Annotated in this window: 20 protein-coding genes; 8 read left to right on the top strand and 12 right to left on the bottom strand. The window is 70.9% G+C overall.

Annotated elements, in window-relative coordinates; translation table 11 throughout:
- Positions 1-132 precede the first annotated feature (132 nt).
- Positions 133-744 (bottom strand): carboxymuconolactone decarboxylase family protein, encoded by a 612-nt coding sequence (locus tag ACFWYW_RS44090; RefSeq protein WP_379623286.1) that lies wholly within the window; start codon positions 742-744, stop codon positions 133-135.
- Positions 744-1,292, bottom strand: a complete 549-nt coding sequence (locus ACFWYW_RS44085; protein WP_379623288.1) for a VOC family protein — start codon at positions 1,290-1,292, stop codon at positions 744-746. Before ACFWYW_RS44085 ends, ACFWYW_RS44090 begins: the two co-directional genes overlap by 1 nt.
- A gap of 80 nt (positions 1,293-1,372) precedes the next feature.
- Between ACFWYW_RS44085 and ACFWYW_RS44080 the strand changes: the two genes are divergently transcribed.
- Complete coding sequence (locus ACFWYW_RS44080; RefSeq protein ID WP_379623290.1) at positions 1,373-2,269, top strand: SDR family oxidoreductase; 897 nt, start codon at positions 1,373-1,375, stop codon at positions 2,267-2,269.
- Here the strand turns inward: ACFWYW_RS44080 and ACFWYW_RS44075 are convergent.
- From ACFWYW_RS44075 to ACFWYW_RS44065, 3 genes are all read right to left on the bottom strand, one after another.
- On the bottom strand, positions 2,266-3,213 hold the full coding sequence (locus tag ACFWYW_RS44075; RefSeq protein ID WP_379623292.1) for a helix-turn-helix transcriptional regulator: 948 nt from the start codon (positions 3,211-3,213) through the stop codon (positions 2,266-2,268). The two genes, ACFWYW_RS44080 and ACFWYW_RS44075, sit on opposite strands and share 4 nt — an antisense overlap.
- 9 nt (positions 3,214-3,222) lie before the next feature.
- Positions 3,223-4,758, bottom strand: a complete 1,536-nt coding sequence (locus ACFWYW_RS44070) for a CocE/NonD family hydrolase (RefSeq protein WP_379623294.1) — start codon at positions 4,756-4,758, stop codon at positions 3,223-3,225.
- Positions 4,759-4,898: 140 nt separating this feature from the next.
- A complete protein-coding gene (locus tag ACFWYW_RS44065) occupies positions 4,899-5,774 on the bottom strand; it encodes a DUF4394 domain-containing protein (RefSeq protein ID WP_379641272.1) in 876 nt (291 codons plus the stop codon).
- A 109-nt stretch (positions 5,775-5,883) separates the two neighbouring features.
- On the opposite strand from ACFWYW_RS44065, the gene ACFWYW_RS44060 reads away from it, so the two are divergent.
- Complete coding sequence (locus tag ACFWYW_RS44060; protein WP_379623186.1) at positions 5,884-6,648, top strand: SGNH/GDSL hydrolase family protein; 765 nt, start codon at positions 5,884-5,886, stop codon at positions 6,646-6,648.
- Here ACFWYW_RS44060 and ACFWYW_RS44055 read toward each other — a convergent pair.
- Positions 6,645-10,145, bottom strand: coding sequence for a S8 family serine peptidase (locus ACFWYW_RS44055; protein ID WP_379623184.1), 3,501 nt, complete (start codon positions 10,143-10,145; stop codon positions 6,645-6,647). The two genes, ACFWYW_RS44060 and ACFWYW_RS44055, sit on opposite strands and share 4 nt — an antisense overlap.
- Before the next feature lie 60 nt (positions 10,146-10,205).
- Positions 10,206-11,648: a glycosyltransferase family 39 protein gene (locus ACFWYW_RS44050; protein WP_379623182.1), complete on the bottom strand. Its 1,443-nt coding sequence runs from the start codon at positions 11,646-11,648 to the stop codon at positions 10,206-10,208.
- A gap of 274 nt (positions 11,649-11,922) precedes the next feature.
- Here ACFWYW_RS44050 and ACFWYW_RS44045 point away from each other — a divergent pair, with 274 nt between their 5' ends.
- The gene (locus tag ACFWYW_RS44045) at positions 11,923-14,049 is read left to right on the top strand and encodes an anthranilate synthase component I (RefSeq protein WP_379623180.1); all 2,127 of its coding nucleotides are present in this window, start codon (positions 11,923-11,925) and stop codon (positions 14,047-14,049) included.
- A gap of 296 nt (positions 14,050-14,345) precedes the next feature.
- Positions 14,346-15,491 carry an amidohydrolase family protein gene (locus ACFWYW_RS44040; RefSeq protein ID WP_379623178.1) on the top strand — a complete coding sequence of 382 codons (1,146 nt, stop codon included), beginning with the start codon at positions 14,346-14,348 and terminating at the stop codon, positions 15,489-15,491.
- Between the two features lie 204 nt (positions 15,492-15,695).
- On the opposite strand, the gene ACFWYW_RS44035 is transcribed toward ACFWYW_RS44040, so the two are convergent.
- Together ACFWYW_RS44035 and ACFWYW_RS44030 are read right to left on the bottom strand one after the other, a co-directional pair.
- The gene (locus tag ACFWYW_RS44035) at positions 15,696-16,148 is read right to left on the bottom strand and encodes a MarR family winged helix-turn-helix transcriptional regulator (RefSeq protein ID WP_379623176.1); all 453 of its coding nucleotides are present in this window, start codon (positions 16,146-16,148) and stop codon (positions 15,696-15,698) included.
- 13 nt (positions 16,149-16,161) lie between these two features.
- Entirely contained in the window at positions 16,162-16,512 is a 351-nt protein-coding gene (locus ACFWYW_RS44030; RefSeq protein ID WP_379623174.1) for a DoxX family protein, read from the bottom strand.
- A gap of 298 nt (positions 16,513-16,810) precedes the next feature.
- Here ACFWYW_RS44030 and ACFWYW_RS44025 point away from each other — a divergent pair, with 298 nt between their 5' ends.
- The 3 genes from ACFWYW_RS44025 (at position 16,811) to ACFWYW_RS44015 (ending at position 21,516) form a co-directional block, all read left to right on the top strand.
- On the top strand, positions 16,811-19,462 hold the full coding sequence (locus tag ACFWYW_RS44025; RefSeq protein ID WP_379623172.1) for a M4 family metallopeptidase: 2,652 nt from the start codon (positions 16,811-16,813) through the stop codon (positions 19,460-19,462).
- Between the two features lie 115 nt (positions 19,463-19,577).
- The gene (gene thyX / locus ACFWYW_RS44020; protein WP_379623170.1) at positions 19,578-20,360 is read left to right on the top strand and encodes an FAD-dependent thymidylate synthase; all 783 of its coding nucleotides are present in this window, start codon (positions 19,578-19,580) and stop codon (positions 20,358-20,360) included.
- 61 nt (positions 20,361-20,421) lie between these two features.
- Entirely contained in the window at positions 20,422-21,516 is a 1,095-nt protein-coding gene (locus ACFWYW_RS44015) for a serine hydrolase domain-containing protein (RefSeq protein ID WP_379623168.1), read from the top strand.
- A gap of 37 nt (positions 21,517-21,553) precedes the next feature.
- On the opposite strand, the gene ACFWYW_RS44010 is transcribed toward ACFWYW_RS44015, so the two are convergent.
- On the bottom strand, positions 21,554-21,859 hold the full coding sequence (locus ACFWYW_RS44010; protein WP_379623166.1) for a hypothetical protein: 306 nt from the start codon (positions 21,857-21,859) through the stop codon (positions 21,554-21,556).
- Between the two features lie 3 nt (positions 21,860-21,862).
- Entirely contained in the window at positions 21,863-22,942 is a 1,080-nt protein-coding gene (locus ACFWYW_RS44005) for a WD40/YVTN/BNR-like repeat-containing protein (protein WP_379623164.1), read from the bottom strand.
- A gap of 166 nt (positions 22,943-23,108) precedes the next feature.
- On the opposite strand from ACFWYW_RS44005, the gene ACFWYW_RS44000 reads away from it, so the two are divergent.
- A complete protein-coding gene (locus ACFWYW_RS44000; RefSeq protein WP_379632592.1) occupies positions 23,109-23,885 on the top strand; it encodes a helix-turn-helix domain-containing protein in 777 nt (258 codons plus the stop codon).
- A 4-nt stretch (positions 23,886-23,889) separates the two neighbouring features.
- Here the strand turns inward: ACFWYW_RS44000 and ACFWYW_RS43995 are convergent, their stop codons facing one another.
- The gene (locus ACFWYW_RS43995) at positions 23,890-25,008 is read right to left on the bottom strand and encodes a globin domain-containing protein (RefSeq protein WP_379623160.1); all 1,119 of its coding nucleotides are present in this window, start codon (positions 25,006-25,008) and stop codon (positions 23,890-23,892) included.
- Positions 25,009-25,125: the final 117 nt, after the last annotated feature.

The raw sequence follows: 25,125 nt of genomic DNA, 5'->3' as shown, positions 1-25,125 counted from the left end.
TTGGCCTATTTCTAGACCATTGGGGGATGGCGGGGGCGCGTCATCCGACGTGACATTAGTGAGGTTCGGCCGGGAAGCCGGGCGCGGATCGGCGAACGGTCGGCTCTTCGCGACGAACGGTCGGACGGACGGTCAGGCGAGCTCGTCGGCGATGTCCCGGGTGCCGTACCCCTCGGGCGCGGGCACCTCGGTGATCGGGTCGTCGCGGTCGTCGAACTCCACCCGCAGCGCTCTGGCCATCGTGGCGTGCATCTCGTACATGCAGGTGATGTAGGTGAGCTCGAGGATCTGCTCGTCCGGCAGGTGCTTCCTGAGCACGGCGAAGACCTCGTCGTGCACCCGGCCGCCGTCCAGCACGAGCGCGTCGGTGTAGGCGAGCACGGCCCGCTCCAGCTCGCCGAAGACGGTGCTCACCTGCCAGGAGGCGACCGCCTGGATCTTCTCCTCCGGCACGCCGATCGCGCGCATCTGCTTGCAGTGCTGCGAGTAGACGAACCGTGACTGCCGGGCCCATCCGGCGCGGGTCTGGCCCAGCTCGCGCAGCACCGGGTCGAGCGCGGACTCCCGGTAGAGCTGGAAGCCCTTCACGCAGTGGCGCAGGATCGCCGGGTCGAGCGCGAAGACCTCCCACCAGTCGCCGGGCGAGCCCGTGGCGGTGCCGTCGCCGGTCAGCAGGCGGTCGTAGAAGAACGCGGTGAGCGGGTCGGCGACCTCCTCGCGCGGGACCCGGCGCAGGCGCGGCATCAGGCGGTCCGGTCGGCGGCGGTCTTCGGCTCGTGCCGCACGTCCTCCTCGCGGCCCAGCTCCCGCAGCCAGCAGGCGAACTCGATGAGGACGCCGTCGGGGTCCTTGAAGTAGATCGAACGCACGAACACGCCCTCGTGCGGGGCGGGGGCGACGCCGAACTCGCTGTCGTCGTGGTTGAGCAGCACGCCCACGTCCACACCCTTGGCGATCAGCCGGTCGCGGTACTCCTCGATCTTGTCCGGCGGCACGTCGAAGGCGATGTGGTTCATGGAGCCGACCGCCGACAGCAGCTCGCCCCGGTCGGGCAGCCCCTTGGGCGCCGAGACCCCGGGCACCGCCTCCGGCGCGTCGGGGAACCAGAAGAAGGCCAGCGCGTTGCCGCCGCCGGCGTCGAAGAAGAAGTGCTGGCCCCAGCCCATCGGCAGCTGGATCGTCTTGATCAGCGGCATGCCCAGGACGCCGGAGTAGAAGTCGACGGTCTGCTTCATGTCCGAGCAGACCAGTGCCAGATGGTTGACCCCGCGCAGTTCGAACTCTTCGTTCATGGTAACTCCTTACTTATCACGCGAGAATCCTTGAGAAAACATGACATGAGGTGTCCTCTTTTCGGCCGAGAGTGGTCTTCATGAACATCGCACTGGTGGCAGGGGCCACACGAGGCACGGGCCGGGGCATCGCCGTACAGCTCGGCGCCGCCGGTTACACCGTCTACTGCACCGGCCGCTCCAGCGGATCGCAGCGCTCGGAGATGAACCGGCCGGAGACCATCGAGGAGACCGCCGCGCTCGTCACCGCCGCCGGCGGCACCGGCATCCCGGTCCGGGTCGACCACCTCGACCAGGAGCAGGTCAAAGCACTGGTGGAGCGGATCGAACGCGACCACGGACAGCTCGACGTCCTGGTCAACGACGTGTGGGGCGGCGACCGGCTCACCGAGTGGAACGTCCCGGTCTGGGAGCACAACCTGGACAACGGGCTGCGCCTGCTGCGGCTGGCGATCGACACCCACATCATCACCAGCCACTACGCGCTGCCGCTGCTGTCCAGGAAGCCCGGCGGCCTGGTCGTCGAGGTGACCGACGGGACCAAGAAGTACAACGACGACCACTACCGGCTCTCGCTCTTCTACGACCAGGCCAAGACCGCGGTCGTCCGGCTGGCGTACGCGCTCTCGCACGACCTGCGCGAGCACGGCTGCGCCGCCGTGGCGCTCACGCCCGGATTCCTGCGCTCGGAGGCGATGCTGGAGAACTTCGAGGTGACCGAGGAGACCTGGCGCGACTACATCCCGAAGAACGCCACCTGGGCGGTGTCGGAGACGCCGGCCTTCGTCGGGCGGGCCGTCGCGGCCCTGGCCCAGGACCCGGACAAGATGCGCTGGACCGGTCAGTCACTCGACAGCGGCGGCCTGGCCCAGGTCTACGGCTTCACCGACCTCGACGGCAGCCGGCCGGACGTGTGGCGTTACATCGAAGAGGTGGAGGACGGCGGCAAGAAGGCCGACGCGTCCGAATACCGCTAGACATCAGGGGTGTACAGGCGGGCCGTCCGCAGGACGGCCTCGCGCACCATCGCGCGCAGCTCCGGCGGCGCCAGCACCTCCGCCTCCGGCCCGAACCGCAACACCTGCGAGTACGCGACCGTCATCGACTCCACGGCCAGCTCGACCGTACCGTCCTCGCCCAGCGAGGCGAGCGCGTCCTCCAGCGCGGCCGGGTCGGCGATGTGCCGGAGCATGCGCACCCCGGACGGGCTGAGCCGCAGCGTGACGGTGGCGCGCAGCAGGGAGCGGGCGAAGCGGGCCGACTGCCGCCGCCAGTACGCCGCCAGGTCGAACTCCGGATCCCGGGTGAAGCCCTCCTCCCGGGCCACGACCGCCTCCACCCGGTCCACCCGGAAGGTCAGGAAGTCCCCCGTGTGCGCCACCAGGTACCAGACGCCCGCCTTGAGCACCAGCCCGTACGGACGCACCGTGCGCTGCCTGCCCTTGTACGCCAGCCCGACCACCCGATCGCTCCACACCGCCCTGGCCAGCGGCGCCAGCGCGGCCGGCGGCGGCTCCTCACCGGCGAACCAGCCCGGCGCGTCCAGATGGAAGCGCTGCGCCGCCGTCGAGGGCGCGTCCCGCAGCCCGGGTGACAGCGCGGCCGCCGCCTTCAGCCGGGCGGTGGCCGCCACGTCCTGCAGCCCCATCTCGCGCAGCGCCCCCGGCACGCCCGACAGGAACAGCGCCTCCGCCTCGGCCCGGTCGAGCCCGGTCAGCCGGGTGCGGTAGCCCTCCAGCAGCCGGTAGCCGCCGCGCCGCCCCCGGTCGGCGTAGACCGGGACGCCCGCCTCGCTCAGCGCCAGCACGTCGCGGTGGACGGTCCGCTCGGAGACCTCCAGTTCCTCGGCCAGTTCGGCCGCCGTCATCCCGCCCCGCCCTTGCAGCAGCAGGATCACCGACATCAAACGGGACGCGCGCACGATCCGACTCTAAGGGGCGGTCACTTCGGGCAGGAGGACGGCAGAGGGATGGCTGGGGGAGTGGAGGACCTCCACGTCGGCCGGCAGCATGGGCCCGCCGTCCGCGATCGGATCGCCGGTGCCCGGATTGCGGGCGATCGTCGGGTACGCCCCGGCCGCCACGTGGACGCGGATACGGTGGCCGCGCTTGAAGCGGTGCCCGATCGGCCACAGGTCCACCTCGACTCGCCGGATGTCCTCCGGGCCGCCGAGCGTGCGCCGTACCCCCTCGCAGATGTTCATGGACGCGCCCGACGGGTGCACGTCGCAGACCCGCACCACCACGTCGGTGCAGGGGGCGCTGGAGCGCACCGACAGCTCGGCCCCCACGGGACCGATCATCTCGGTGTCGGCGCGCAGCGGCGCGGAGGTGTAGACGAGCACGTCGCGGCGGGCCTCCAGGCGGCGCTGGTCGCGCGGGCGGGAGTCGGCCAGCAGCACCGGGCCGCCGATGACGGGCGTGGGATGGGCAGGGTGGTAGCGGAAGCGGCCGGCGCCGTCCTCGCCGGGCGCGGCCGGATCCAGCCCGAACCCGGACCGCAGGTGCCAGCGGCGCATCCGCATCCCCGGAACCGGCCAGTCCGGATAGTCGCGCCACTCGCCGGCGCCGGTCACGTACAGCCGCACCGGGTCGGCCCGCAACCGCGAGAAGTCACCCAGCAGGTGGGCGCGGAACCAGGTCAGCGCCTCGGCGACGGAGGGGCGGCCGTGGCGCATGTCCACGTGGTACCAGGGCCCGATGGTCAGGTACGGCCGCCGCCCGGCCCTGCGCATCGTCAGATAGTCCTTGATCTGCCAGGGCAGGAACACGTCGTACCAGCCGCCGAGCATCGTGACGGCGGCGCCGACGTCGGCCACGTCGGGGGAGAAGTCGCGCTTGGCCCAGTACGGCGCGGCGGGATCGCCGTGATGGGCGAGCAGATCCTGGTAGAAGGCCAGCGGATGCCCGGCCGAGACCAGGTCGAGCTCGCCCATCGGCCGTCCGGACAGCACCGCGCGGCGGGTCAGCCGGGGCGCGGTCAGCACGGCGGTGCCGCCGAAGCGGCGTGACATCGCGTCGGTCAGCGTCGTCCAGCTCAGCGCCGACTCCAACGCGAACGCCCCGCCCACGTAGGCGGCGTCGCGGAACTGGGAGGCGGTGATCTGCGTGGCCATCGCCCGCAGGTCGGGACCGGCGTAGGGGGCGATGGCCCACTGGGTGTAGCCGAGGTAGGAGGGGCCGAAGGTGGCGAAGCTGCCGCCGTACCAGGGCTGCTCGCGCATCCAGGCCACGGTGGCCAGGCCGTCGTCGTGCTCGTCGCCGAGCGGGTCGAGCAGCCCGCCGGAGCCGAATCCGCCCCGGCAGGACTGCATGACGACCTGGAAGCCCTGCCGGGCGAAGCCGCGGCCGAACATCCATCCGAAGGCGCCCCTTCGGCCGTACGGCGAGCGGATGAGCACGACCGGCGCGCGCGGCGCCCCCACGGGCGCGTAGTGGTCGGTCAGCAGCCGGACGCCGTCGGGCATGGGGACGGGCAGGTCTCTGGTGACACGTATTGGATATTTCCCCCGCATACCTCAACGGGTAACAGACGCGCGGGCGGGCGGACAAGGGGAATTCGCGCCCGTGGTCGGGGCGTGTCACGGCGGGAGGCGGGCTCGGGGCGTCAGCGCTGGTCGAGCGGCAGGGCGATGTCCACGACCTGGCGGCGCGACGGGAACGTTCCCACCTGGACGGCCGCACCGGTCAGGGGGTCGACGGTGTAGAAACGGGAGGACCCGCTCACGGTCAGCGCCGCGAAGGCGGTGTTGGCCGAGGCAGCGCCCTTGCGCAGCGTGGTGTAGATGTCGAAGCCGGCCGCTGAGCCCGCGTCCACGCCGAGCTTGCCGGTCGGGGCGAGGTTGCCGGCGTTGGCCGGCGACTGCACCGCGATCTGGTCGGCGGTCGTGTCCACGTCGAACAGCGTCGTGGCCGTCGTCGCGTCCAGGTCGTTGTTGGTGTACGCGGCGCCGCTCACGCCGAGCGCGGTGACGCCGGTCGTGGCGGGCGGGACGGGCGGGTTGGTGAGCTTGCCGTCGGTCGCGGTGGTGCCGGCGGCCGGGGCGCCCATCGGGTCGTCGATGTTGTGCCGCAGGTTCTGGCCGGTGTCGCTGATCACGCGCAGCCGGTTGGCGGCGGGGTTGAAGTCGACGCCGAAGTTCTTGCCGTCCAGTGCGACGCTGAGCTGGGAGACCTTGGTCGCCTTGGCCGCGCCGGACAGCGTGTAGACGCCGCCCTGGTCGCCGACGGCGTACAGCTTGCCGTCCTGCACGCGGTAGTCGATGCCGACCACCTTCGCGTCGCCCTTCAGCCCGTTGACCTTGCCGATGTCGGTGACGGAGCCGGGACGGTCGGCGCGGAAGGCGACCAGCCTGCCGTCGGCCGTCAGCCCGGCGACCCGCAGGGCACCGTCGCGCCGGGGGGAGGCGTCGGCGAGCGCGGGCGCGGCCAGGCCGGCGCCCGCGCAGGCCACGATGGCGGCGAGGGCCAGTGTCGTGCGCATGAGGTGTGCTCCTTCTTGTCGGGACTTTTCCTCCTTCTTCGTCCGGGGGCGCCCGCCGGATTGACCTACGGTCGCGTAGGGCATGACATTCGCGGCAAACTATCCCGTCATGGGACGAATTTTGTCATACGTCGCCCTAGGGGACAGCTTCACAGAGGGACTCGAAGACCCGGCCGCCACGGGCTTCCGCGGCTGGGCCGACCGGCTCGCCGAGCACATCGAGGCCGACCGGCCCGGCCTGCGCTACGCCAACCTCGCGGTACGCGGCCGGATCATCGACGAGATCGTGCGCGAGCAGGTGCCGCAGGCGGTCGCCATGGACGCCGACCTGGTCTCGCTCTGCGCGGGCGGCAACGACATCCTGCGGCCCGGCAGCGGGCCCGCGATCGTCGCCAGGCGGCTGGAACAAGGGGTGCGCACGCTCACCGAGGCCGGAGCCAAGGTGATGCTCTTCACCGGCTTCGACCTGCGGCACGTGCCCGTCATGCGGCTGGCGCACAGCAAGATCGAGGTCTACAACCTGCACATCCACGACATCGCCCGGCGCTACGACGCCCACCTGGTCGACCTGTGGCCCATGGCCGTGCTGCGCGACCCGCGCGCCTGGGACTCCGACCGGCTCCACCTCAACGGCGACGGCCACCGCCGCGTGGCGCTGGCCGCCGCCGAAGTGCTCGGGGTGCCGGTCGAGCAGGACTGGCGCGAGCCGTACCCGCCGCGGCGCCCGCCCGTCTGGACGGACGCCCGGCGGGAGGACCTGCGCTGGGCCAGGCAGTTCCTCGCACCGTGGATCAACCGCCGCCTGCACGGCCGCTCCTCCGGCGACGGCGTCAGCCCCAAGCGGCCGGGGCTGACGCCGGTACGGCCCGGCTAGTTCTTGTCGGGGCGCTCGGAGACGCGGACGGCGTTGACGATCGGCTGGCCGTCACGCCGGGCGAAGCGCACGTTCAGCTGGCCGTCGGTGACCTTCACGGTGTACGAGCGGTTCGCCGCCGTGTAGGTGCCCACCTCCAGGGCCAGGTCGAGCGCGGGTACGGCGAGCTGGCCCTCGACGATCACGTCGAAGACCCGGGAACCCGGACGCTTCGAGGTGATCTCGGCGAAGCCCAGTTCGACGGTGTAGGTGCCGTTCGGCACGTTGTCGAAGCGGTACTCCAGCAGGTTCTCGCGGGCGGTGCGGAACAACGTCTGCTCCGTGGTGCCCGCGATGGTCCTGCGGGTGTCGGCCGTGCGGTTCTGGTTGGCCACCCAGCCATGGCCGCCCTGGGTGTACTTGCGGTCGGCGGTCCACACGTCGCCCTGGGCGTCGACGACCTGCCTGGAGGCGCCGGTGTCGAGCGCCACCTGGTGCTTGGGCACCACGACGTTCACCGTGATCTCCAGGATCGGCTGGCGGCCGCTGTTGGACTTCACCGTGAGCTTGCCCGCCTGAACCGTGCCCGGCTGCACGCCCTGGCTGCTGACCGTGACCTTCACCGCGGCCTTCTCGCCCTTGGCGAGGCGGCCGGCGGTCGGCGCGGCGGTGAGCCAGGCGGCGTCGCTGGTGACGGTGTAGTCGGCGGGCGCGCCGAGGTTGGTCAGCTCGAACGAGCGGCTGCGGGTGACGCCCGTGGGCATGACCACGGCCAGCTCGCCGACCGAGGCGCTGACCGCGCCGGTGATCAGCGCCGTGTCCACCCGGGTGAACGCCAGCGGAGCGACCGTGACGTCCTGGGAGAACGTGCCGTAGTGCTCCCTGGAGACCTCCACCTTGTGGTCGCCGGCCGGCACCTGGCCGTAGAACGTGCCGTCGGCGCCCGTGGTGAAGGTCGCCGCCTGGCCCACCTTCACCGTCGCGCCGGCGATCGCCTTGCCGTCGTTGGCGTCGGTGACCGTGCCCGTGACCAGCCCGTGGCGGGTGGCCGCGACCGTCACGCTTTGGCCGGTGGAGACCGCGGCGGTGTTGAACGAGTACAGCAGCGCGTCGGTGCCGGGTCCGTTCTCCACGCCGATCGTGGCACTGTTGCCCTGCTCGCGGGCGCCCTCGACGTCCTTGTAGCGGTAGGAAACCGTGCCGTTCTCGCCCAGGAGCATCGACACCGAGATCCGCATCGTGGCGTCGGAGTAGAACTTCACGTTGCGCCACTCCACCACGTAGACGCGGTTGGGCGCGGCGCCCTGCGTGGCGGTGTAGATGCCCGACTCGGCGTCGGCCACGAGGTCGTCGAAGTAGGCGTAGACCGCGTTGTTCGGCGTGCCCGTGGTCGGCAGCGTGCCGTTCGAGCCGGTGGTGACCTTCTCGTTGGCGAAGGAGGCGTAGCCGTTCGTGGTGATCCACGCCTTCGTCTGCGCGGCGCCGTAGAACGGGAAGGTGAACGGCAGCGTCACCTGCTGCGCCTCGTCGTCGCCGGTCAGCGCCAGCTTCTCGGTCCCTTCCACGTACGGCAGCGCCTTGCTCTCACAGGTGTAGCCGAACCCGTCGCCCCGCAGCGGCAGGTCGACGTCCTTGACCACGTCCCCCGCCACCGTCACCTGGACGGTCGTCGAGGCCGTCGCGCAGCGCGAGCGCGGTGTAACGGTCACGTCGTAGGTGCCGTGAGGGATCGTGAACCGGTAACGGCCGTCGGCGCCGGTGACCGCCTGGACCGGCGTACCGGCGACGGAGAGCGTCGCGCCGGACTCGGGCGCGCCCGCGATCGAGACGAGGCCGGAAACCGTGCCGCTGTCCTTTCGCGTCATCGTGACGTCCGTGGTGGCCGTCTGCCCGGCCGCCACGGTGGCGCTCGCGGTGCCGGAGGTGTAGCCGAACCTGGACGCGCTCACCTGGTAGTCGCCGGGCAGCAGGCGCGGCACCGCGTAGGTGCCGTCCGCGCCGGTGAAGACCGTACGGCTCAGCGGCCCGGTCAGGCTGACCTCGGCATGGGCGACCGGAGCGCCACCGGCGGTGACGGTGCCCCTGAGGTCGCCGAGCCCGTCGCGGGGCGCCGACTGGACGGCGGCGAAGGAGTCGAGCCGGCCCTCGCCCCAGACGTTGTTGTCGGTCGGCGTGCCGCCGCAGCTGGTGTCGTTGACGTCGATCGCCGTGCTGTCCAGCAGCGGCCGCGTGGCGTCCACGTTGCCCTGCAAGCTCGGCGCCGCCGACCACAGCAGCGCCACCGTCGCGGCCACGTGCGGCGTGGCCATCGAGGTGCCGGTGAAGGCCGCGTAGCCGCCGCCGGGCACCGAGGAGCGCACGTTCACCGCGGGGGCGGCGATGTTCGGCTTGATCTCGCCGTTCTCGCCGGCGCCCTTGCTGGAGCGGGCGTACAGGACGTTGTTGATGTCGAGGCCGCCGACGCTGTAGCTGATCACGTACTGGCCGGGGGAACTGCTGGTGGTGCAGGCCGGGCCGGCGTTGCCGTTGGCGAAGGCGGGGAAGATGCCGGCGGCGATCCACGACTGCACGATCGTCTTGTACCAGGGGTCGAAGCCCGCTCCGCCCCAGGAGTTGTTGACGATGTCGGGCGCCAGGTCGGTCCGCTCGTTCTCGCCGTTGAGGTCGGTCGGGGCGGCCATCCACTGGCCGGACTTGATGAGCGACTCGTCGGTGCAGGTGTCGGTCTCGCAGCCCTTGGCGGCGATCCAGCGCGCGGCCGGCGCCACGCCGATGCCGTTGGCGCCGACCATGGTGCCCGTCACGTGGGTGCCGTGGTCGTTGTTGTCGCACGGGGCCGCGCTCGGGCACACGCCCGCCGGGTCGAACCAGTTGTAGTTGTGGTCGTAGGAGCCGTCGGGGCCCCGGCCCCGGTACTGCGCGGCGATCTCCGGGTGGGTGAAGTCGGCGCCGGTGTCGATGTGGCCGACGACGATGCCCTCGCCCTTGCTGCCGAGCTCGCTCCACACGCGGGGCGCGCCGACCCGGTCGATGTTCCACTCGACGGCGGCCTTGACCCTGGCCTCCGCCCTGCCCTGCTCCGGCTTCGGCACCGCGAACGTGCGTACCGGGAGGATGCTCTCGACCTCCGCCAGGTCCGCGATCGCGGTGGCGAGCTTGGCGCCCGCGCCGGTGACGCGCACGGCGTTGACGATCCAGTAGGGGGCGAAGTCGGCGTTCTGCGCGGTCAGCAGTTTGCGCAGCTCCGCCTGGGAGGACGCGGCGTGCCCCTTCTTGGTCTTGAAGACCTCGGCGGCCTTCGCGTCCTTGGAGGTGGCCCGGCGGGCCGCGGATAAGTTGGCCTCGCCCTTCATCTTGACCCAGAAGGTCGCCTTGTCATCGGCCTTCAGGTCGTCCATCACGGACTTGTCGATCTTGTCGGGTTGGGGTGCGGCCAGGGCCACGGACTGGGGGAGCAGGAGGCACAGGGCGGCTGCGGCCCCCGTGAGAGCCGCTCGCCAGGCGATCTTGACAACCATGTGCAGAGCGTGATTCGACACAGTCAAGTTGGCAAGAGTCAAAGTGGTAATTCGGGTTTTCTAGCTGTAATGCTGGAAGTTGCGCCAGCCGTCGCGCCACGGGATCTTCAGGCCCCGGCAGACGAAGATCACCATGCCCTGGATCTCGTTGTCCAGGCCGAGGCCGTTGTCGATCTCGCCGGCCTCGTCGCACGTGGTGAACTGCTTGTTCATGGCCCACCTGATCACGTCGACCGCGATGACCACGGTGCCGGTCTCGGGGGGCGGGCCGTACTCGAACAACTGGTTGTGCGCACTGTAGACACGCGGCAGGCCCGCGCGGTCGGCCGCGCCCGCGTTGCCGTAGTTGCCCATCAGAAGGATCACCCGCGAGCGCTCCTCCGGCGACAGCTTGTCGAACACCGACCGTAGCTGCGTGGCGAAGCTCGGCCAGCCCAGCGACTCGCGGACCACCTGGTTGGCCTCCGGGATCACCGTCTGCGCCACCTCTTTGGCGGGCAGGATCGGCAGCGCGATGAACAGGTTGCCCGCCGCCACCAGCGCCAGCCCCGCCGTGCCCACCACCCGCCAGCGCGGGCGCGCGGCCTCCAGGCCCACGCAGCCCGCCGCGAACAGCAGCACCATCAGCCCGGTGATGTAGTCGGGCCGGCCGCCGGAAATCACCGTCAGCAGCCCGGTCACCGGATAGGCCACCGCCAGCGCCCGCACCCGACGGTCGCGCCACAACCGCACGAACCCGAACGCCGACACCACCGCCGCCGCCGGGCCGAGCAGCAGCACCTGCATCGGAAGGAACAACGCGCGCATCTCCGCGCCCTTGTCGGCGCTCAGCGCCGCCGCCATCTTCAGCTGCGGCCAGCCGTTCGTGACCTGATAGAGAAGATTCGGTACGGCCAGCAGCACCGCGATCAGCGCACCCGCCCACAACCACGGGCTGAGCAGCACCCGGCGCGGCCCCACCGCGAGCAGGCCGGCGGCCAGGCCGATGACCAGCAGCGCGATCAGATGCTTGTTGTAGGTGGCCACCCCGATCACCGCGCCGGCGGCCAGCCACCAGCGGGGCTCGCCGCGCAGCAGCACCTTGAGGATGAACAGGATGGCCGCCGCCCACAGCGGCAGGTCGACGCTGAGCGTCAGCAGCGAGTGGCCGACGATCAGGACGAATCCCGCGGTCGCCACCCCCAGGCTGGCCAGTATCTGCGCGAACCGGCCACCGCCGAGCTCACGGACGATGAGTGCCACCAGCACCAGCAGCACCGCCGCGCACACGGCGGCGGGGACGCGGATGGCGGTCAGCGTGTCGCCGAACACCCCGATGGCGGCACGCGCCAGCATCGGGGTTAGCGGAGGTTGGTCGACGTAGCCCCAAGCCGGATGCTCGGCGAGCATGCGGAAGTACAGCTCGTCGCGGTGATAGTCGTAGGCCCCGCTTAAAGCCACCAGGATCGCGGCCGTGCCGAGAGCGATCGCGGTGACGGGCCGCCAGGCGAAGGCGCGCTCCATACTCGCTGAAGTTAGGTGCTTGACTCGGGCTTGTCACCACGTGCGAGCCCCTAACCCGCCCTTACGCGAACCGCTGCCGTGTCAGGGGGCACGCCATGGTCACGACCTCGGCCGGGCGTGTTAGCATCCCTGCATGCGAATCGGCTTGCAGAGCCAGTGGTGGCGCCCCTTCTAGGCGGCGCGTACTTCGCATTCCTCAACGACGGCCGCCCCGGAAGGCGGCCTTTGTTGTCTCGCCTCCGGGGCTCATTGGGTTAGCAAGGGGCAGGCAGCAATGGAGACGAGCGGATATACGACCGCCGGTGGCGTCCATGTCGAGCGGGAGACACGTGAGGTCGCCGAGGAGGCGCTCGAAGAGATCGTGAGCGCGCTCGGAGAACGGCGCGGCGGCGCGTTCTCCTCGGGCATGGACTACCCGGGCCGCTACAGCCGGTGGGCCTTCGGCTATGTCGACCCGTGCGTCGAGCTCGTCGCCAGAGGGCGGCGCATCAGCGCGACGGCGCTGAACGAGCGCGGCCGGGTCGTGCTGCCCGTGCTCGCGACCTGCCTGCTGGCCGCGGGCAAGCCGGTGGCCCAGCCCACCGCCGACCGCGTCGAGGTGCACGTTGCCGAGAGCGACGAACTGCTGCCCGAGGAGATGCGCAGCCGCCGCCCGACCGTCTTCACCGCCATCCGCGAGGTCATCGCCGCCTTCGCCGGAGACGACGCCCACCTCGGCCTGTACGGCGCCTTCGGCTACGACCTGGCCTTCCAGTTCGAGCCGATCCGGCACGAGCTGACCCGCCCCGACGACCAGCGCGACCTGGTGCTGCACCTGCCCGACCGGCTCGTGGTGATCGACCGCCAGCGCGAGACCAGCGTCGAGCACCGCTACGAGTTCACCGTCGACGGCGTGTCCACCCGCGGCATGGAGCGCACCGGCGCCTCGGTGCCGCAGGTGGTCCCCGGCCAGATCCCGCCCAACCCCGAGAAGGGCTCCTACGCCAAGGTCGTGGCCGCGGCCAAGGAGAAGTTCAAGCGCGGCGACCTGTTCGAGGTCGTGCCCGGCCAGGTCTTCCACTCCGTCTGCACCGACCCGCCCGCCTTCTACCGCACCCTCCACCGGTCCAACCCCGCCCCGTACGAGTTCATCATCAGCCTCGGTGAGGGCGAGCACCTCGTCGGCGCCTCACCCGAGATGTACGTGCGCGTCAGCGGCGACCGCGTGGAGACCTGCCCCATCTCCGGCACCATCGCCCGCGGCTCCAACCCCGTCGAGGACGCCGAGGCCATCCGCACCCTGCTGTCCTCCGTCAAGGAGGAGAGCGAGCTGACCATGTGCACCGACGTCGACCGCAACGACAAGTCCCGCATCTGCGTGCCCGGCACCGTCAAGGTCATCGGCCGCCGCCAGATCGAGCTCTACTCCCGCCTGATCCACACCGTCGACCACATCGAGGGCCGCCTGCGCCCCGAGTTCGACGCCCTCGACGCCTTCCTCACCCACATGTGGGCCGTCACCGTCACCGGCGCCCCCAAGACCTGGGCGATGCAGTTCATCGAGGACCACGAGGCCACCACGCGCAGATGGTACGGCGGGGCCATCGGCTTCATCGGCTTCGACGGGTCCATGAACACCGGGCTCACCCTGCGTACCGCCCAGATCAAGCACGGCGTGGCCACCGTGCGCGCCGGAGCCACGTTGCTGTTCGACTCCGACCCCGAGTCGGAGGAGCGCGAGACCGAACTCAAGGCCAGCGCGCTGCTCGGCGCCCTGGACGCGGTCAACCGCCCCGAATCCGTCCCCGTGACCCCCGCTCCCGAACAGCCGGGGCTCGGCATGAAGGTCCTGCTCGTCGACCACGAGGACTCCTTCGTCAACACCCTCGCCGACTACTTCCGCCAGCAGGGCGCCGAGGTCACCACGCTGCGGCACGGCTTCCCCGCCGAGATGATCGACACGATCGCCCCCGACCTCGTCGTCCTGTCTCCCGGGCCGGGGTGGCCCTCCGACTTCGGGATGTCCGCGCTCATCGACGAGCTGTACTCCAGGAACCTGCCGGTCTTCGGCGTGTGCCTGGGGCTGCAGGCCATGGTCGAGCACGCCGGCGGGACGCTCGAACTGCTCGGCTACCCCGAGCACGGCAAGCGCGGGCAGGTCTCGCGCCTGGGGGAGAGCGCGTTGCTGGAGGGCCTGCCCGAGACGTTCACGGCCGCCCGCTACCACTCGCTGCACGCCAAGCGCCCCGGGGTGGTCTCCTTCACCCCGACCGCCCTGACCCCCGACGGCAACGTCATGGCCATCGAGGACCCTGCCAACCGGCGCTACGGCGTCCAGTTCCACCCGGAGTCCATCCTCACGGCGGAGGGTGACGCCGGCGCCAAAATCATCGCCAACGTCCTCCGCCTGACCCGCCGCTGACCCGTGGGTGGGCAGGCGCCCTTTCCGGACCCCTGCCCACCCACCTCCACCCCCGCACGCGCGTGTTTCCATCCCCTGCGCGTGTTTCCCCACGCACCTCACGCCCGTCCCTGCCCCGCCCCACCCCGGTTCCTCCGGCGTGCCCTTTCCCGCCTCGACCGTCCGCCCACGGGCTCTGCCCTCGGTGAACATGGGACCGGCGTTACGGGGCGCATCGGGGCATCCCCGGGCGGTGCCGCCGGGACAAGTGCGCAATCGCGGCGTGTGGTCCGGCGCGAACGCCTAGGCTCGCCCGCATGCTCCCCGTAGACCTTCCCGACGCGGTACGCGAGGCGCTGCTGGCGCCCCTGGTGGACCACCACTGCCACGGAGTGAGGCGCGACGAGCTCAGCAGGGCGCAGTTCGAGCTGCTCATCACCGAAGGCAGCACTCCCGCGCCCCCCGGCACCACCCACTTCGACACCCCCGTCGGCGCCGCGATCCGCCGGTGGTGCGCGCCGGTGCTCGACCTGGAACCCCACGCCCCACCCGCCGTCTACCTGGCCAGACGCGCCGAGCTGGGCGCGGGCGAGGTCAACAGGAGGCTGCTGGAGGCGGCCGGCATCGTGGCGTTCCTGGTGGACACGGGTCTGGAGGCCCCCGAACTCCTGTCCGCCGCCGAGATGGGACGCCACGGCGGCGCCGCGGCCGACGAGATCGTCCGCCTGGAACAGATCGAACAGGACGTTGCCGAAACCGCCCAGATCGCCGTCGACTACATGGACAGCCTCGCCGAGGAGCTGGCCGCCCGCGCCGCCCGAGCCGTAGGCCTGAAGTCCATCGTCGCCTACCGCTGCGGCCTCGACTTCGACCCCGCCCGCCCGAGCAGAGGCTCGGTCATCGCCGCCGCCAACCGCCGGCTGTCCGACCCGAAGCAGCGCCTGACCGACCCGATCCTGCTGCGCCACCTGCTCTGGACCGCCGTGGACGTGGCCCGCGAGCGCGGCCTGCCCCTGCAGTTCCACACCGGGTACGGCGACACCGACCTCGACCTGGACCGGGCCGACCCGGCCCTGCTGACCGGCTTCATCCGCTCCCTGCAGCCGATCGGCGTCCCGGTCATCCTGCTCCACTGCTACCCCTACCACCGCCAGGCCGCCTACCTGGCCGCCGTCTTCCCGCACGTCTACGTGGACGTCGGCCTGGCCCTCACCTACACCGCCGCCGGCTCAGCCAGGGTGATGGCCGAACTGCTGGAGCTGGTGCCGTTCCACAAGCAGATGTTCTCCTCCGACTGTTACGGCGTCGCCGAGACCTGCCACCTGGGCGCCCTCTACTTCCGCCACGGCCTGGCCCGCACCCTGCGCGCCCGCCTGGACGACGGCGAGTGGAACCCCACCGACTGCGCCCGCATCGCCCACATGATCGGTTCCGGCAACGCCCGCCGCGTCTACCGCCTCTGACGCCCCCGAACAGCTCCAAGGACCGCACAGAGCGCCACCGGGCGACCCGTCACGCGGGTGCCGCTGGGATGCGCGGACAGGCGCGGCGGGCCGCAGTGGCCGAGATGGTCCGATGCGGTGAACCGGCAGCGCGTCAGCCGCGAGCAGGCGACGCCCTGGCCAGGTGAGGTCCGGGTGGGCGGCGACCGGGTGTGTGGGGTGGGGTTAGCTGGGGTCGAGGCAGGCGCCCAGGTTGGTGCCTACGGTTTGCATGGCTTCGGCCAGCGCGTTGACCTGGTCTCGGGTCAGGTGGTCGAACAGGACCTCGCGCAGCGCCTTCGCGTGGGCCGGGGCGATCTCGGCGATCAGGGCGCGGCCGGTGTCGGTGAGTTCGGCTACCGTGGCCCGGCCGTCGGTCTCGTCGGGGCGCAGCCGCACGTACCCCCGCTCCACCAGCTTGCTGATCCGGTGGCTCAATCGGCTGATGGACACGTTGGAGGTGGCGGCCAGGTCGGACAGCCGCTTCGGGGCCGATTCCAGTGAGCACAGGAACCCGTACTCGATGTGCACCAGCCCATGCGCGCGGAACGTACGCTCCACCTGCGGAATGCCGAGCAGGAACACGGCCATGAGCCCGTGCCAGGCGCGCTGCTCGTCGGCGTCGAGGCCCTCGATCAAAGAACTCCCAGCGTCAGAACCGTCCGATGGCGATGACGACCGCCACCGCCAGCAGTACCAGGTTAACGGCGAAGTTCTCCTTGCGCCGCACGTGTACGCCCGCCGCGACGACCATCGTGAGCGCCAGCCCGACGGCGGCCAGCGGCGTGAGGACGGGCGCGATGCCGGTGGCCCAGGGGAGGACGAGGCCGAGCGCGCCGAGGAACTCGACGAGGCCGACGAGCCGGAGCTGTCCCTGGGTGAAGTCGTCCACGTACGGCATGCGCTCCCTCACCCGCTCCTTCGCCACGACCATCTTGCTGACGCCGGAGGCGGCGAAGGCGAGGGCGAGCAGGATCTGGAGGATCCAGAGAACCACGTCCATTGGTTGTCCCTTCAAGTTATTACGGTGAGCCAGACTGTAGACCTGAAAACTTGAAGGGACAACCTTTCGACCAGGATTGCGGCCATGCCCGAGTCCGTGTCGTGACCGTCCCGATCACCGGGCGACCGCCCCGCGGCCCGCGACGGCCGCGGGGCCGTAACTCCTCCGCACACATCTACGCGAAGCCTATGAAAAGCGAAATTTCCTGACTGATGATATTGAATCGTGACCCGCCGGTCAGTCAGGGCAAGGTGATGATCAAGACGCCAGAACCCCTTACGCAACACCTGGAGGTGTCGTGTCCTGGCGTCCCATCACATCATCGGCTCTTGCCCTCTCGCTCGCGTTAGCCATCCCCCTCGCCGGCCAGGGCCCGGCCCACGCCGCCGACCCGCCGGCCGTCGAGCCCCGCGCCGGCACCGACGCCCCCGCCGAGGTGAGCGGCCTGGCCGAAGCGGCGGCCGGAGGCGACCTCGCGACCGCGGCCAAGAACCACCTGAAGAACGCCCGCTACCACCTCGACCCCGCCGACCTCACCCCGATCCAGACCGTCACCGACGGCCAGGACACCACGGTCAGGTTCGCCCAGAAGCACCGCGGCCTGCCGGTCCTCGGCGGCCAGTACCTCGTGCACTTCCGCGGCAGCGGCGCCGCCCGGCAGGTCACCGGCGCCGGCGGGCGCTTCCTCACCGAGCTGAGCGTGGACACCACGCCCCGGCTGACCGCCGAGACGGCCGGCCGGATCGCGCTGACCCGCTTCGTCACCGACCCGCTCGCCCGCCGCACCGTCAAGACCGGCCAGGGCAGCCTGGTCGTCGTCCCGCGCGGCGCCAAGGGCCGCCTGGCCTGGAAGCTGCCGATGACCGGCCTCGACCGGGCCAAGAAGAAGCTCCTCGCCTTCGACGCCTACATCGACGCCCACTCCGGCCAGCCGCTCCAGGCCATCAGCCGGATCCAGATGGAGGGCCCCGCCACCGGTTCCGGAACCGCCTCGGACGGCCGCGCCGTACCCCTGAACCTCTACCAGCGCGCCGACGGCGTCTACGAGACCCGCGACCGCGCGCGCCCGATGTGGAACGGCACGACCGGCGAGATCCTCACCTACGACGCGAACAAGGGCGACCTGTTCGACTACCTCGTGCCCGGCGTCCCGCCCGGCGCCAAACTGGCCGAGTCGCCCACGCCCGTCTTCGGGCCCGGCCACACCGAGAGCGGCGCGGCCGACGCCCACTGGGGCACCGGCAAGGTCTACGAGTACTACCGCGGGCTCGGCCGGGAAGGGCTCGACGGCAAGGGCGGCTCGATGCTGTCCGTCGTCAACGTCACCTTCTTCGGCCAGCCGTTCGAGAACGCCCTGTGGGACGGCACCAAGATGGTGTACGGCGGAGGCGGCCCCACCTACCACTCCCTCGCCGCCGGCCTCGACGTCGTCGGCCACGAGATGACCCACGGCGTCATCACCAACAGCGCGAACCTCGCCTACTTCGGCCAGTCGGGCGCCATGAACGAGGGCCTGGCCGACTACTTCGGCAACGCCATCGAGGTCGACGCGCTCGGCGTCCCGATGAGCCACCCCGACGCGAGCCTGGTCGGCGACCGGCTGTGCAAGACGCTGCCGCCCAAGGAGTGCGCCATCCGCGACCTCGACGACGGCCGCTCGGCCGCCAAGGACTGGATCGGCGTCGGCGTCAGCCTCGACGGCGGCGGCGTCCACCTGAACTCCACGATCTTCTCCGGCGCGCTCTGGGACATCCGCGAGAAGCTCGGAGCGAAGGCCGACAAGGTCGTCTACAAGGCGCTGACGGAGTACATGACGCCCATCGACGACTTCGCCGACGGCCGCCGCGCCGTCGAGTCGGCCGCCCGCGCGCTCGGGGTGTCACCGCACGACCGGGTGACGATCGCCCTGGCCTTCGAGCGCCACGGCATCCGGCGCGGCTGGGAGCGGGGCATCCGCACCGACAGCCGCGTGCTGGTCGACAACATCAGCGACGGCGGCTCCCGCGCCGGCGTGGCCGGCGACCGGTACGTGGTCGGCAACTCCTCGCCCGACGCGGCCGAGCCGACCTCGATCCTCACCGGCCGCCTCCGGGGCGGCAAGCCGGTCAAGCTCTCGCAGAACACCTCCTGGAACTTCGTCCCCGTGATCGACGGCCGGCGGGCGGTGTGGGGGGCGTTCGACGCCGACGCCGGCACGTACCGGATCCTCACCCGGCCGCTGGACGCCGGCGCGCCCGAGCAGGTGGCCGCCGAGGTGTCCACGCCCCTCGGGACGGTGACGGCCTCCGGCGAGGCCATCGCCTGGGACGCGCTGGACACGACCACGTTCGAGACGGAGGTGTGGCTGAAGAAGGGCACGGCGCCACCGGTCAACCTCACCGCGGCCGCCGGCGTGCTCGGCGTCCAGCCCGAACTCAAGGGCGGCAAGCTGTCCTACCTGCGGGTCTGGAGAGTGGGCGAGAAGACGCACACCACGCCCGTCGTGTACGACGTCGTCACCGGCACCGAGACGCCGCTGCCCGAGGTGCCCTCCACGGGCCAGGAGCCGTCGTCCTCGGGCATGCCCGTGCTCACCTCCAAGCACGTCGTGTGGTACGCCGACACCGACGCCGACGACGTCTACGGCCTGGTGCGGGCCAACCACGACGGCACCGGCCTGACCTGGCTGGTGCCCGACGGGCCGAAGGCGCTGCTGCCCAGCACCATCGACGCCAACGACGACATCGTCACCGTCGGCGTCAACCCGCACGGCGACGGCACGCTCACCAACGCGAACCTGCCCAAGTTGTTCCAGCTGCCCGTCGCGGGCGGGCCGCTGACCCGTTTCTCCTGCAACAGGGGCGACCAGTTCGCCAACGTCTCCGGTGACGGCACGCTCACGGCCTGGATCGACGGCTCCGCGGGAGACACCGATCTGGTCTACCGCGAGCGGCCCGCCGGCCGCTGCTGACACCCTTCCGGCCGCCCGCCGTACCCCGTCACTCCGAGGTACGGCGGGCAAGTCGCGAACCGACCCCCGGACCTGGTTTGCTAGGGCCGTCACATCGCCAAGCCGGGGGGCTGCCATGCACGCCGTTGAACCAGAGGTCTTTATCGTCGCCCGTCCCGAACTCGACTACGACGAGCTGGCCCGCTACCTCGGCGAGGTGGGCGGCACGGCGTGGCTGGAACGGCTGGACCGCGGCGACCTCGACGCCCAGAACCTCGCCGAGTTCGCCGGGCGGCTGTGCTACCGCTCCTTCGAGCCCGGCCTCAACCCCAACGTGGTACGCATCCGCAAGGACCAGACCCAGTACCTGCAGAACATCCTGGCCAGCGCCCACGGCTCGGTCCTCGAGCACGTCAGCTTCAGCTTCGTGCTCCACAACGTCAGCCGCGTGCTCACGCACGAACTCGTCCGCCACCGGCCCGGCGTGGCCATCTCGCAGGAGTCGCTGCGCTTCGTCCGGCTGACCGAGCTGCCCTTCTGGTTCCCCGACTGGGCCCGCGAGGACCCCGAGCTGATGAAGCGGGCCGGTGCGGTGCTGGAGCAGCTGGAGGAGTTCCAGGGGTGGATGGCCGGGCACTTCGGCCTCGACGAGGAGGGCGTGCCGTTCTCGGAGAAGAAGCACCGCACCTCCTTCATGCGGCGCTTCGCCCCCGAGGGCGTGGCCACCGGCCTGGTGTGGACGGCCAACGTGCGCACGCTGCGCCACACCATCGAGGCGCGCACCGCGGTCGGCGCGGAGGAGGAGATCCGCCTGCTCTTCCAGCGCATCGGCGAGCTGATGAAGAAGGAGGCGCCGGCGCTGTTCGGCGACTACGTGGTCGAGGACGGCGCCTGGGTCCCCGGCTGGCGCAAGGTCTGACCCCTGCACCTCCGGCGGAGTAAGGGTTTACGTCAGCGGGCGGCGCACCAACAATGAGCGTGTGCGCCGACTGCTGATCATCCTCGGAGTTCTGGTGCTGGTCGCCGCCGCTGCCTACGGTGGCCTGTGGGCCAGCACCGGCCGTTCGCAACTGGCCAGGGCCTTCTTCTGGGGCGACTCGGACGTCGGTGACTGGCAGCGTTTCCCCTTCCGCAAGGTGTCCACGGGCACCCCGGCGCCGCTGCCCAAGCAGCCGCAGGCGATCCCCGGCCTGGACGAGCAGGCGCTGGCGGCGGGCCAGACCACCGCGTTCGTCGTGGTGCGCGACGGCAAGCTGCTGTACGAGGGCTACTTCAACGGCACCCGCCGCGACTCCACGCTGACCTCGATGTCGGTGGCCAAGTCGGTGCTGTCGCTGCTGGTGGGCGTGGCCGTGGGCGAGGGGAAGATCCGGTCGGTGGACGACCCGATCACCACGTACGTGCCGGAGCTGCGCGAGCGCGACCCGCGCTTCGAGAAGATCACGCTGCGGCACCTGATGGCCATGCGCTCCGGGCTGCGCTACGACGACGAGGGCACGCCGTTCAGCGACGACACCAGCACCTACTACAGCCCGGACCTGCGCGGTCTGGCCATCGACGACTCCGGCGTGGAGGGCGATCCCGGCCAGGGCTTCCGCTACAACAACTTCAACCCGCTGCTGGTCGGGCTGGCGCTGGAGCGAACGACGAAGGTGCCGGTCGCCACCTACCTGGAGCAGAAGCTCTGGCGCCCGCTCGGGATGGAGGCCGACGGCTCGTGGAGCCTGGACTCCTCCGACGGCTTCGAGAAGATGGAGAGCGGCGTCAACGGCCGCGCCGTCGACTTCGCCAAGCTCGGCATGCTCGTGGCCGAGCAGGGCAGGTGGAACGGCCAGCAGCTCGTGCCCGCCGAATGGATCAACGAGCCCAACACGCCGGTGGTGGCCCCGAACGGCTGGGCCGACGGCTACCAGCTCTTCTGGTGGGCCCGCGGCGAGGCCAGGATCGCCTCCGGCCGCTACGGGCAGGTCATCTACGTGGTGCCGGACAAGAAGCTGGTGATGGTGCGCTTCGGCGTGGACACCGGCGGGCGCGCCTGGCCCGCGTTCATGGAGACGCTGGCCGAGAAGCTCTGAGGACCGGGCGCCCACGTGAGCGCGGGCGCCGCGGCCGTCAGAGGGCGGGCAGGACGTAGACCTCGGCGCCCGGTGGGAGTTCGCAGTCGAGCCGGCCGACGCCGTGGCCGTTCTCGCCGCACACGATCATGTTGATGTGGCGGCGGATGCTGCCGTACTCGTCGCGCAGCCGTTCCTCCAGCGACGGGTGGACGCGGCGCAGGGTGTCGAGCGCCGAGCCGAGCGTCGGCGGGGTCTGCGGGTCGGCGCCCACGGCGAAGACCTTCACCTCGCTCTGCCCGCTGACCCACCGCTGGAAGGCACTGGGGAGCACGAACACCACCATGGTGACGGGCCTGGCCATCGCCTAGAGCACCGCCGCCCGGACGGTCTGGACATCCGGCAGGTGGCCGGCGATCTGCGACCAGCTCTCGCCGCCGTCGCGCGAGCCGTACACGCAGCCGTCGCGGGTGCCGAAGAAGACGCCCGCCTCCGACGCGGTCATCGCGTCGCGCAGGACGGTGGAGTAGACGGGCGGTTCGGGCAGGCCCTCGGCGAGCGGGCGCCAGGTGTCGCCGGCGTCGTCGCTGCGGTAGACGCGGTAGCGGTGCTCGACCGGGGTGCGGTCCATGTCGGCCTGCAGAGGCAGCACGTAGACGGTGTCGGGCCGCGCCGGGTCCACCACGATCGGGAAGCCGAAGTCGGAGGGCAGCGGCGAGCCGATGTCCTTCCAGGACGAGCCGAAGTCGTCGCTGCGGTAGACGCCGAAGTGGTGCTGCAGGAACAGGCGTTCCGGGCGCGCGGGGTGGAAGGTCACCTTGTGCACGCACTGCCCGAACTCCGGGTACTGCTGGCCCTCCGGCATGAACGGCGCGCGGATGCCCTGGTTGGCCGCCTCCCACGTGGCGCCGCCGTCGGTGGAGCGGTAGAAGCCGCCGGTGGAGATGGCGACGCCGAGGATCTTCGGGTCGGTCGGGTGGTTCAGGATCGTGTGCAGGCACAGCCCGCCGCCGCCGGGCTGCCACTGCTCGCGGTGCGGGTGGCGCCACAGGCCCTCGACGAGTTCGTAGGTGACGCCGCCGTCCTCCGAGCGGAACAGCGCGCCCGGCTCCACCCCGGCCCAGACCACGTCGGGTTCGCTGGGGGAGGGCAGCAGCTGCCAGACCCGCTCCAGCGTGGCGCCGCTGTCCTCGGGAAAGGCGATCGGCGCGCGGTCGGCCTCCTGCCAGGTCTCGCCGAGGTCGTCGGAGTACATGACCGACGGGCCGAAGTGGCCGTACTCGATGCCGGCGAGCAGGCGGGGCGTGGCGCCGCGGGTGTCGATCGCCACGGCGGGCACGGCGACCGTCGAGAAGTGGATCGGGCCGACCTCGAACGGGCCGCCGTCGCCGGATCGCGCGAGGAACAGGCCCTTGCGGGTGCCGATCGCGAGTATGGCCTCACTCATGTCGGAGCTCCCATCGTTCGCATGTTCGCTTCTCGGCCATCGTGTCACGGCATGGCAGGTACCGCCGGTGACTGTGGGATTTGTACCGAAGGTCGTTCGATTACCCGTCAGGTAATCGTGATACTTCCCCACCCTCGGTAGATTCCGGGCTATGGAAGCGCTTGCTATGCATGAAGAGTCCTTTGGTGACCTGCTGAGATCCTGGCGCCAGCGGCGCCGCGTCAGCCAGCTCGACCTCGCCATCGAGGCCGAGGTGTCGGCCCGGCACGTCAGCTTCCTGGAGACCGGCCGGGCCCGGCCGAGCCGCGAGATGGTGATGAAACTCGCCGAGGAGCTGGAGGTGCCGCTGCGGCACCGCAACCGGCTGCTGGTCGCGGCCGGGTTCGCGCCGGTCTTCCGCGAGCGCGACGTCACCGCCCCCGAGATGGACGCGGTACGGCGGGCCCTGGACAAGATCCTCGCCGGGCATCAGCCGTACCCGGCGGTCGTCGTCGACGCGACGTGGAACCTCGTGGCCGCCAACGAGGCCGCCGGGATGTTCATGGACGGCGTGCCCGACCACCTGCTGAAGGACCCGATCAACATCATGCGGCTGTCGCTGCACCCGGAGGCGATGGGCGGGCGCCTGCTCAACCTGCCCGAGGTACGTGCCCACCTGCTGCACCGGCTGCGCCGCCAGGCGGAGACCAGCGGCGACGGCCGCCTGGCGGAACTGCACGACGAACTGGCCGCCTACACCTACCCGGGCGTCGAGCTGAACGTCGCCGTCGTGCCCAGCCCGGCCGACATCCTGCTGCCGCTGAGGGTGCGGCACGGGGAGCGCGTGCTGTCGATGTTCACCACGATCGCGACGTTCGGCACGCCCGTGGAGGTGACGGTGTCGGAGCTGGCCATCGAGACGTTCTGGCCCAACGACGAGGAGACCGCGGCGTTCTTCCGTTAGGCGCTCACCGCTCCGACCGGACGATGTCGCGGTGGATGCGTGACAGCGGGACGCCGTCGATCTGCAGGCGGCGCACGGTCTCGTTGACCATCGCGGGCGGGCCGCAGACGTAGACGTCGTGCTCGGACCAGGTGTGGAAGCGCTGGGTCACCTCCGGCAGGTGGCCGCGCATGCCGTCCCACGACGGCTGGTCGGAGACCACGGGCAGCACGCGCAGCCACGGGAACGACGACTCCATCCTGATCAGATCCGGCAGGTCATAGAGCTCTTCGGCGGTACGCGCGCCGTACAGCAGATGGATGTTGGGACGCCGGCCCGAGGCGATGACGTGCTCGATGATCGCCTTGATCGGCGCCAGCCCGGTGCCGCCGGCCACGCACAGCATGTCGCGCGCGCCGCGCTCCTCGGCCGCCATCGTGCCCATGGGCGGGCCGAGCATGACGGTGTCGCCGATGCGCGTGTGCCGGATCAGCGTGGTCGACACCCAGCCGCCGGGCACCGCGCGTACGTGCAGGCGCAGGGTGTTGTCGGCGCGCGGGGCGTTGGCGATGGAGAAGGTCCGCCAGACGCGCGGCCAGCGCGCCGTCTGGACGTTCACGTACTGTCCCGCCGTGTACGGCAGGCGTTGCGTCGGCCGGAGCGTGAGGACGGCGATGTCCTGGGCCCGGCGTTCGTGGTCGATCACCTCGGCCAGCCACCACGCGGGCGAGACCCCGGCGTCGGCGGAAGCCGATTCGATCATGAGGTTGGCGGCGGCGGTGTAGGCGGCGACCCAGGCCGCCTCGATCTCGTCGTCCCACACGTCGGCGGCGAAACGCCTGATCGTGGCCAGGAGCGCGTTGCCGACGGCGGTGTAGTGCTCGGCCATCACGCCGTACTTGCGGTGGTCGCGGCCGAGCTGGCCGAGATAGGAGGCCAGGCTGTCGGGACTGTCCAGGCTCCACACGATGCGGGTGAGAGCGGTGAAGAGCCGGTCACGCTGGATGTCCATGGCCGGAGGGAACATCCCTCGCAGGTGCGGGCTCTCGGCGAACAACCGGCCGTAGAAGTAGGCGGCGGCTTTGTCGGCCACCGGTTCGACGACGGAGAAACTTTCCTTGACCAGGCGCGGATTCAACGTCATTTAACTGACCCCACTTTTCGGCCGGAATCTCATTCCGGTCGTGATGTTCACCTCCCTGACGGCTCCGGGTGACGAGCGCTCGACGGGCCCCGGCTCGGCCGATCGCTCGCTTTGGAG

This window comes from Nonomuraea sp. NPDC059023 (assembly GCF_042740095.1).
Lineage (GTDB): Bacteria > Actinomycetota > Actinomycetes > Streptosporangiales > Streptosporangiaceae > Nonomuraea.
This window is presented reverse-complemented; position numbering and strand designations above follow the sequence as displayed.

Excerpts from the sequence above, each read along its gene's own strand:
- ACFWYW_RS44090 (WP_379623286.1), bottom strand. The coding sequence starts at position 744 with ATGCCGCGCCTGCGCCGGGTCCCGCGCGAGGAGGTCGCCGACCCGCTC.
- ACFWYW_RS44085 (WP_379623288.1), bottom strand. The coding sequence starts at position 1,292 with ATGAACGAAGAGTTCGAACTGCGCGGGGTCAACCATCTGGCACTGGTC.
- ACFWYW_RS44080 (WP_379623290.1), top strand. The coding sequence starts at position 1,373 with ATGAACATCGCACTGGTGGCAGGGGCCACACGAGGCACGGGCCGGGGC.
- ACFWYW_RS44070 (WP_379623294.1), bottom strand. The coding sequence starts at position 4,758 with ATGCCCGACGGCGTCCGGCTGCTGACCGACCACTACGCGCCCGTGGGG.
- ACFWYW_RS44065 (WP_379641272.1), bottom strand. The coding sequence starts at position 5,774 with ATGCGCACGACACTGGCCCTCGCCGCCATCGTGGCCTGCGCGGGCGCC.
- ACFWYW_RS44060 (WP_379623186.1), top strand. The coding sequence starts at position 5,884 with ATGGGACGAATTTTGTCATACGTCGCCCTAGGGGACAGCTTCACAGAG.
- ACFWYW_RS44055 (WP_379623184.1), bottom strand. The coding sequence starts at position 10,145 with ATGGTTGTCAAGATCGCCTGGCGAGCGGCTCTCACGGGGGCCGCAGCC.
- ACFWYW_RS44050 (WP_379623182.1), bottom strand. The coding sequence starts at position 11,648 with ATGGAGCGCGCCTTCGCCTGGCGGCCCGTCACCGCGATCGCTCTCGGC.
- ACFWYW_RS44045 (WP_379623180.1), top strand. The coding sequence starts at position 11,923 with ATGGAGACGAGCGGATATACGACCGCCGGTGGCGTCCATGTCGAGCGG.
- ACFWYW_RS44040 (WP_379623178.1), top strand. The coding sequence starts at position 14,346 with ATGCTCCCCGTAGACCTTCCCGACGCGGTACGCGAGGCGCTGCTGGCG.
- ACFWYW_RS44030 (WP_379623174.1), bottom strand. The coding sequence starts at position 16,512 with ATGGACGTGGTTCTCTGGATCCTCCAGATCCTGCTCGCCCTCGCCTTC.
- thyX (WP_379623170.1), top strand. The coding sequence starts at position 19,578 with ATGCACGCCGTTGAACCAGAGGTCTTTATCGTCGCCCGTCCCGAACTC.
- ACFWYW_RS44010 (WP_379623166.1), bottom strand. The coding sequence starts at position 21,859 with ATGGCCAGGCCCGTCACCATGGTGGTGTTCGTGCTCCCCAGTGCCTTC.
- ACFWYW_RS44005 (WP_379623164.1), bottom strand. The coding sequence starts at position 22,942 with ATGAGTGAGGCCATACTCGCGATCGGCACCCGCAAGGGCCTGTTCCTC.
- ACFWYW_RS44000 (WP_379632592.1), top strand. The coding sequence starts at position 23,109 with ATGCATGAAGAGTCCTTTGGTGACCTGCTGAGATCCTGGCGCCAGCGG.
- ACFWYW_RS43995 (WP_379623160.1), bottom strand. The coding sequence starts at position 25,008 with ATGACGTTGAATCCGCGCCTGGTCAAGGAAAGTTTCTCCGTCGTCGAA.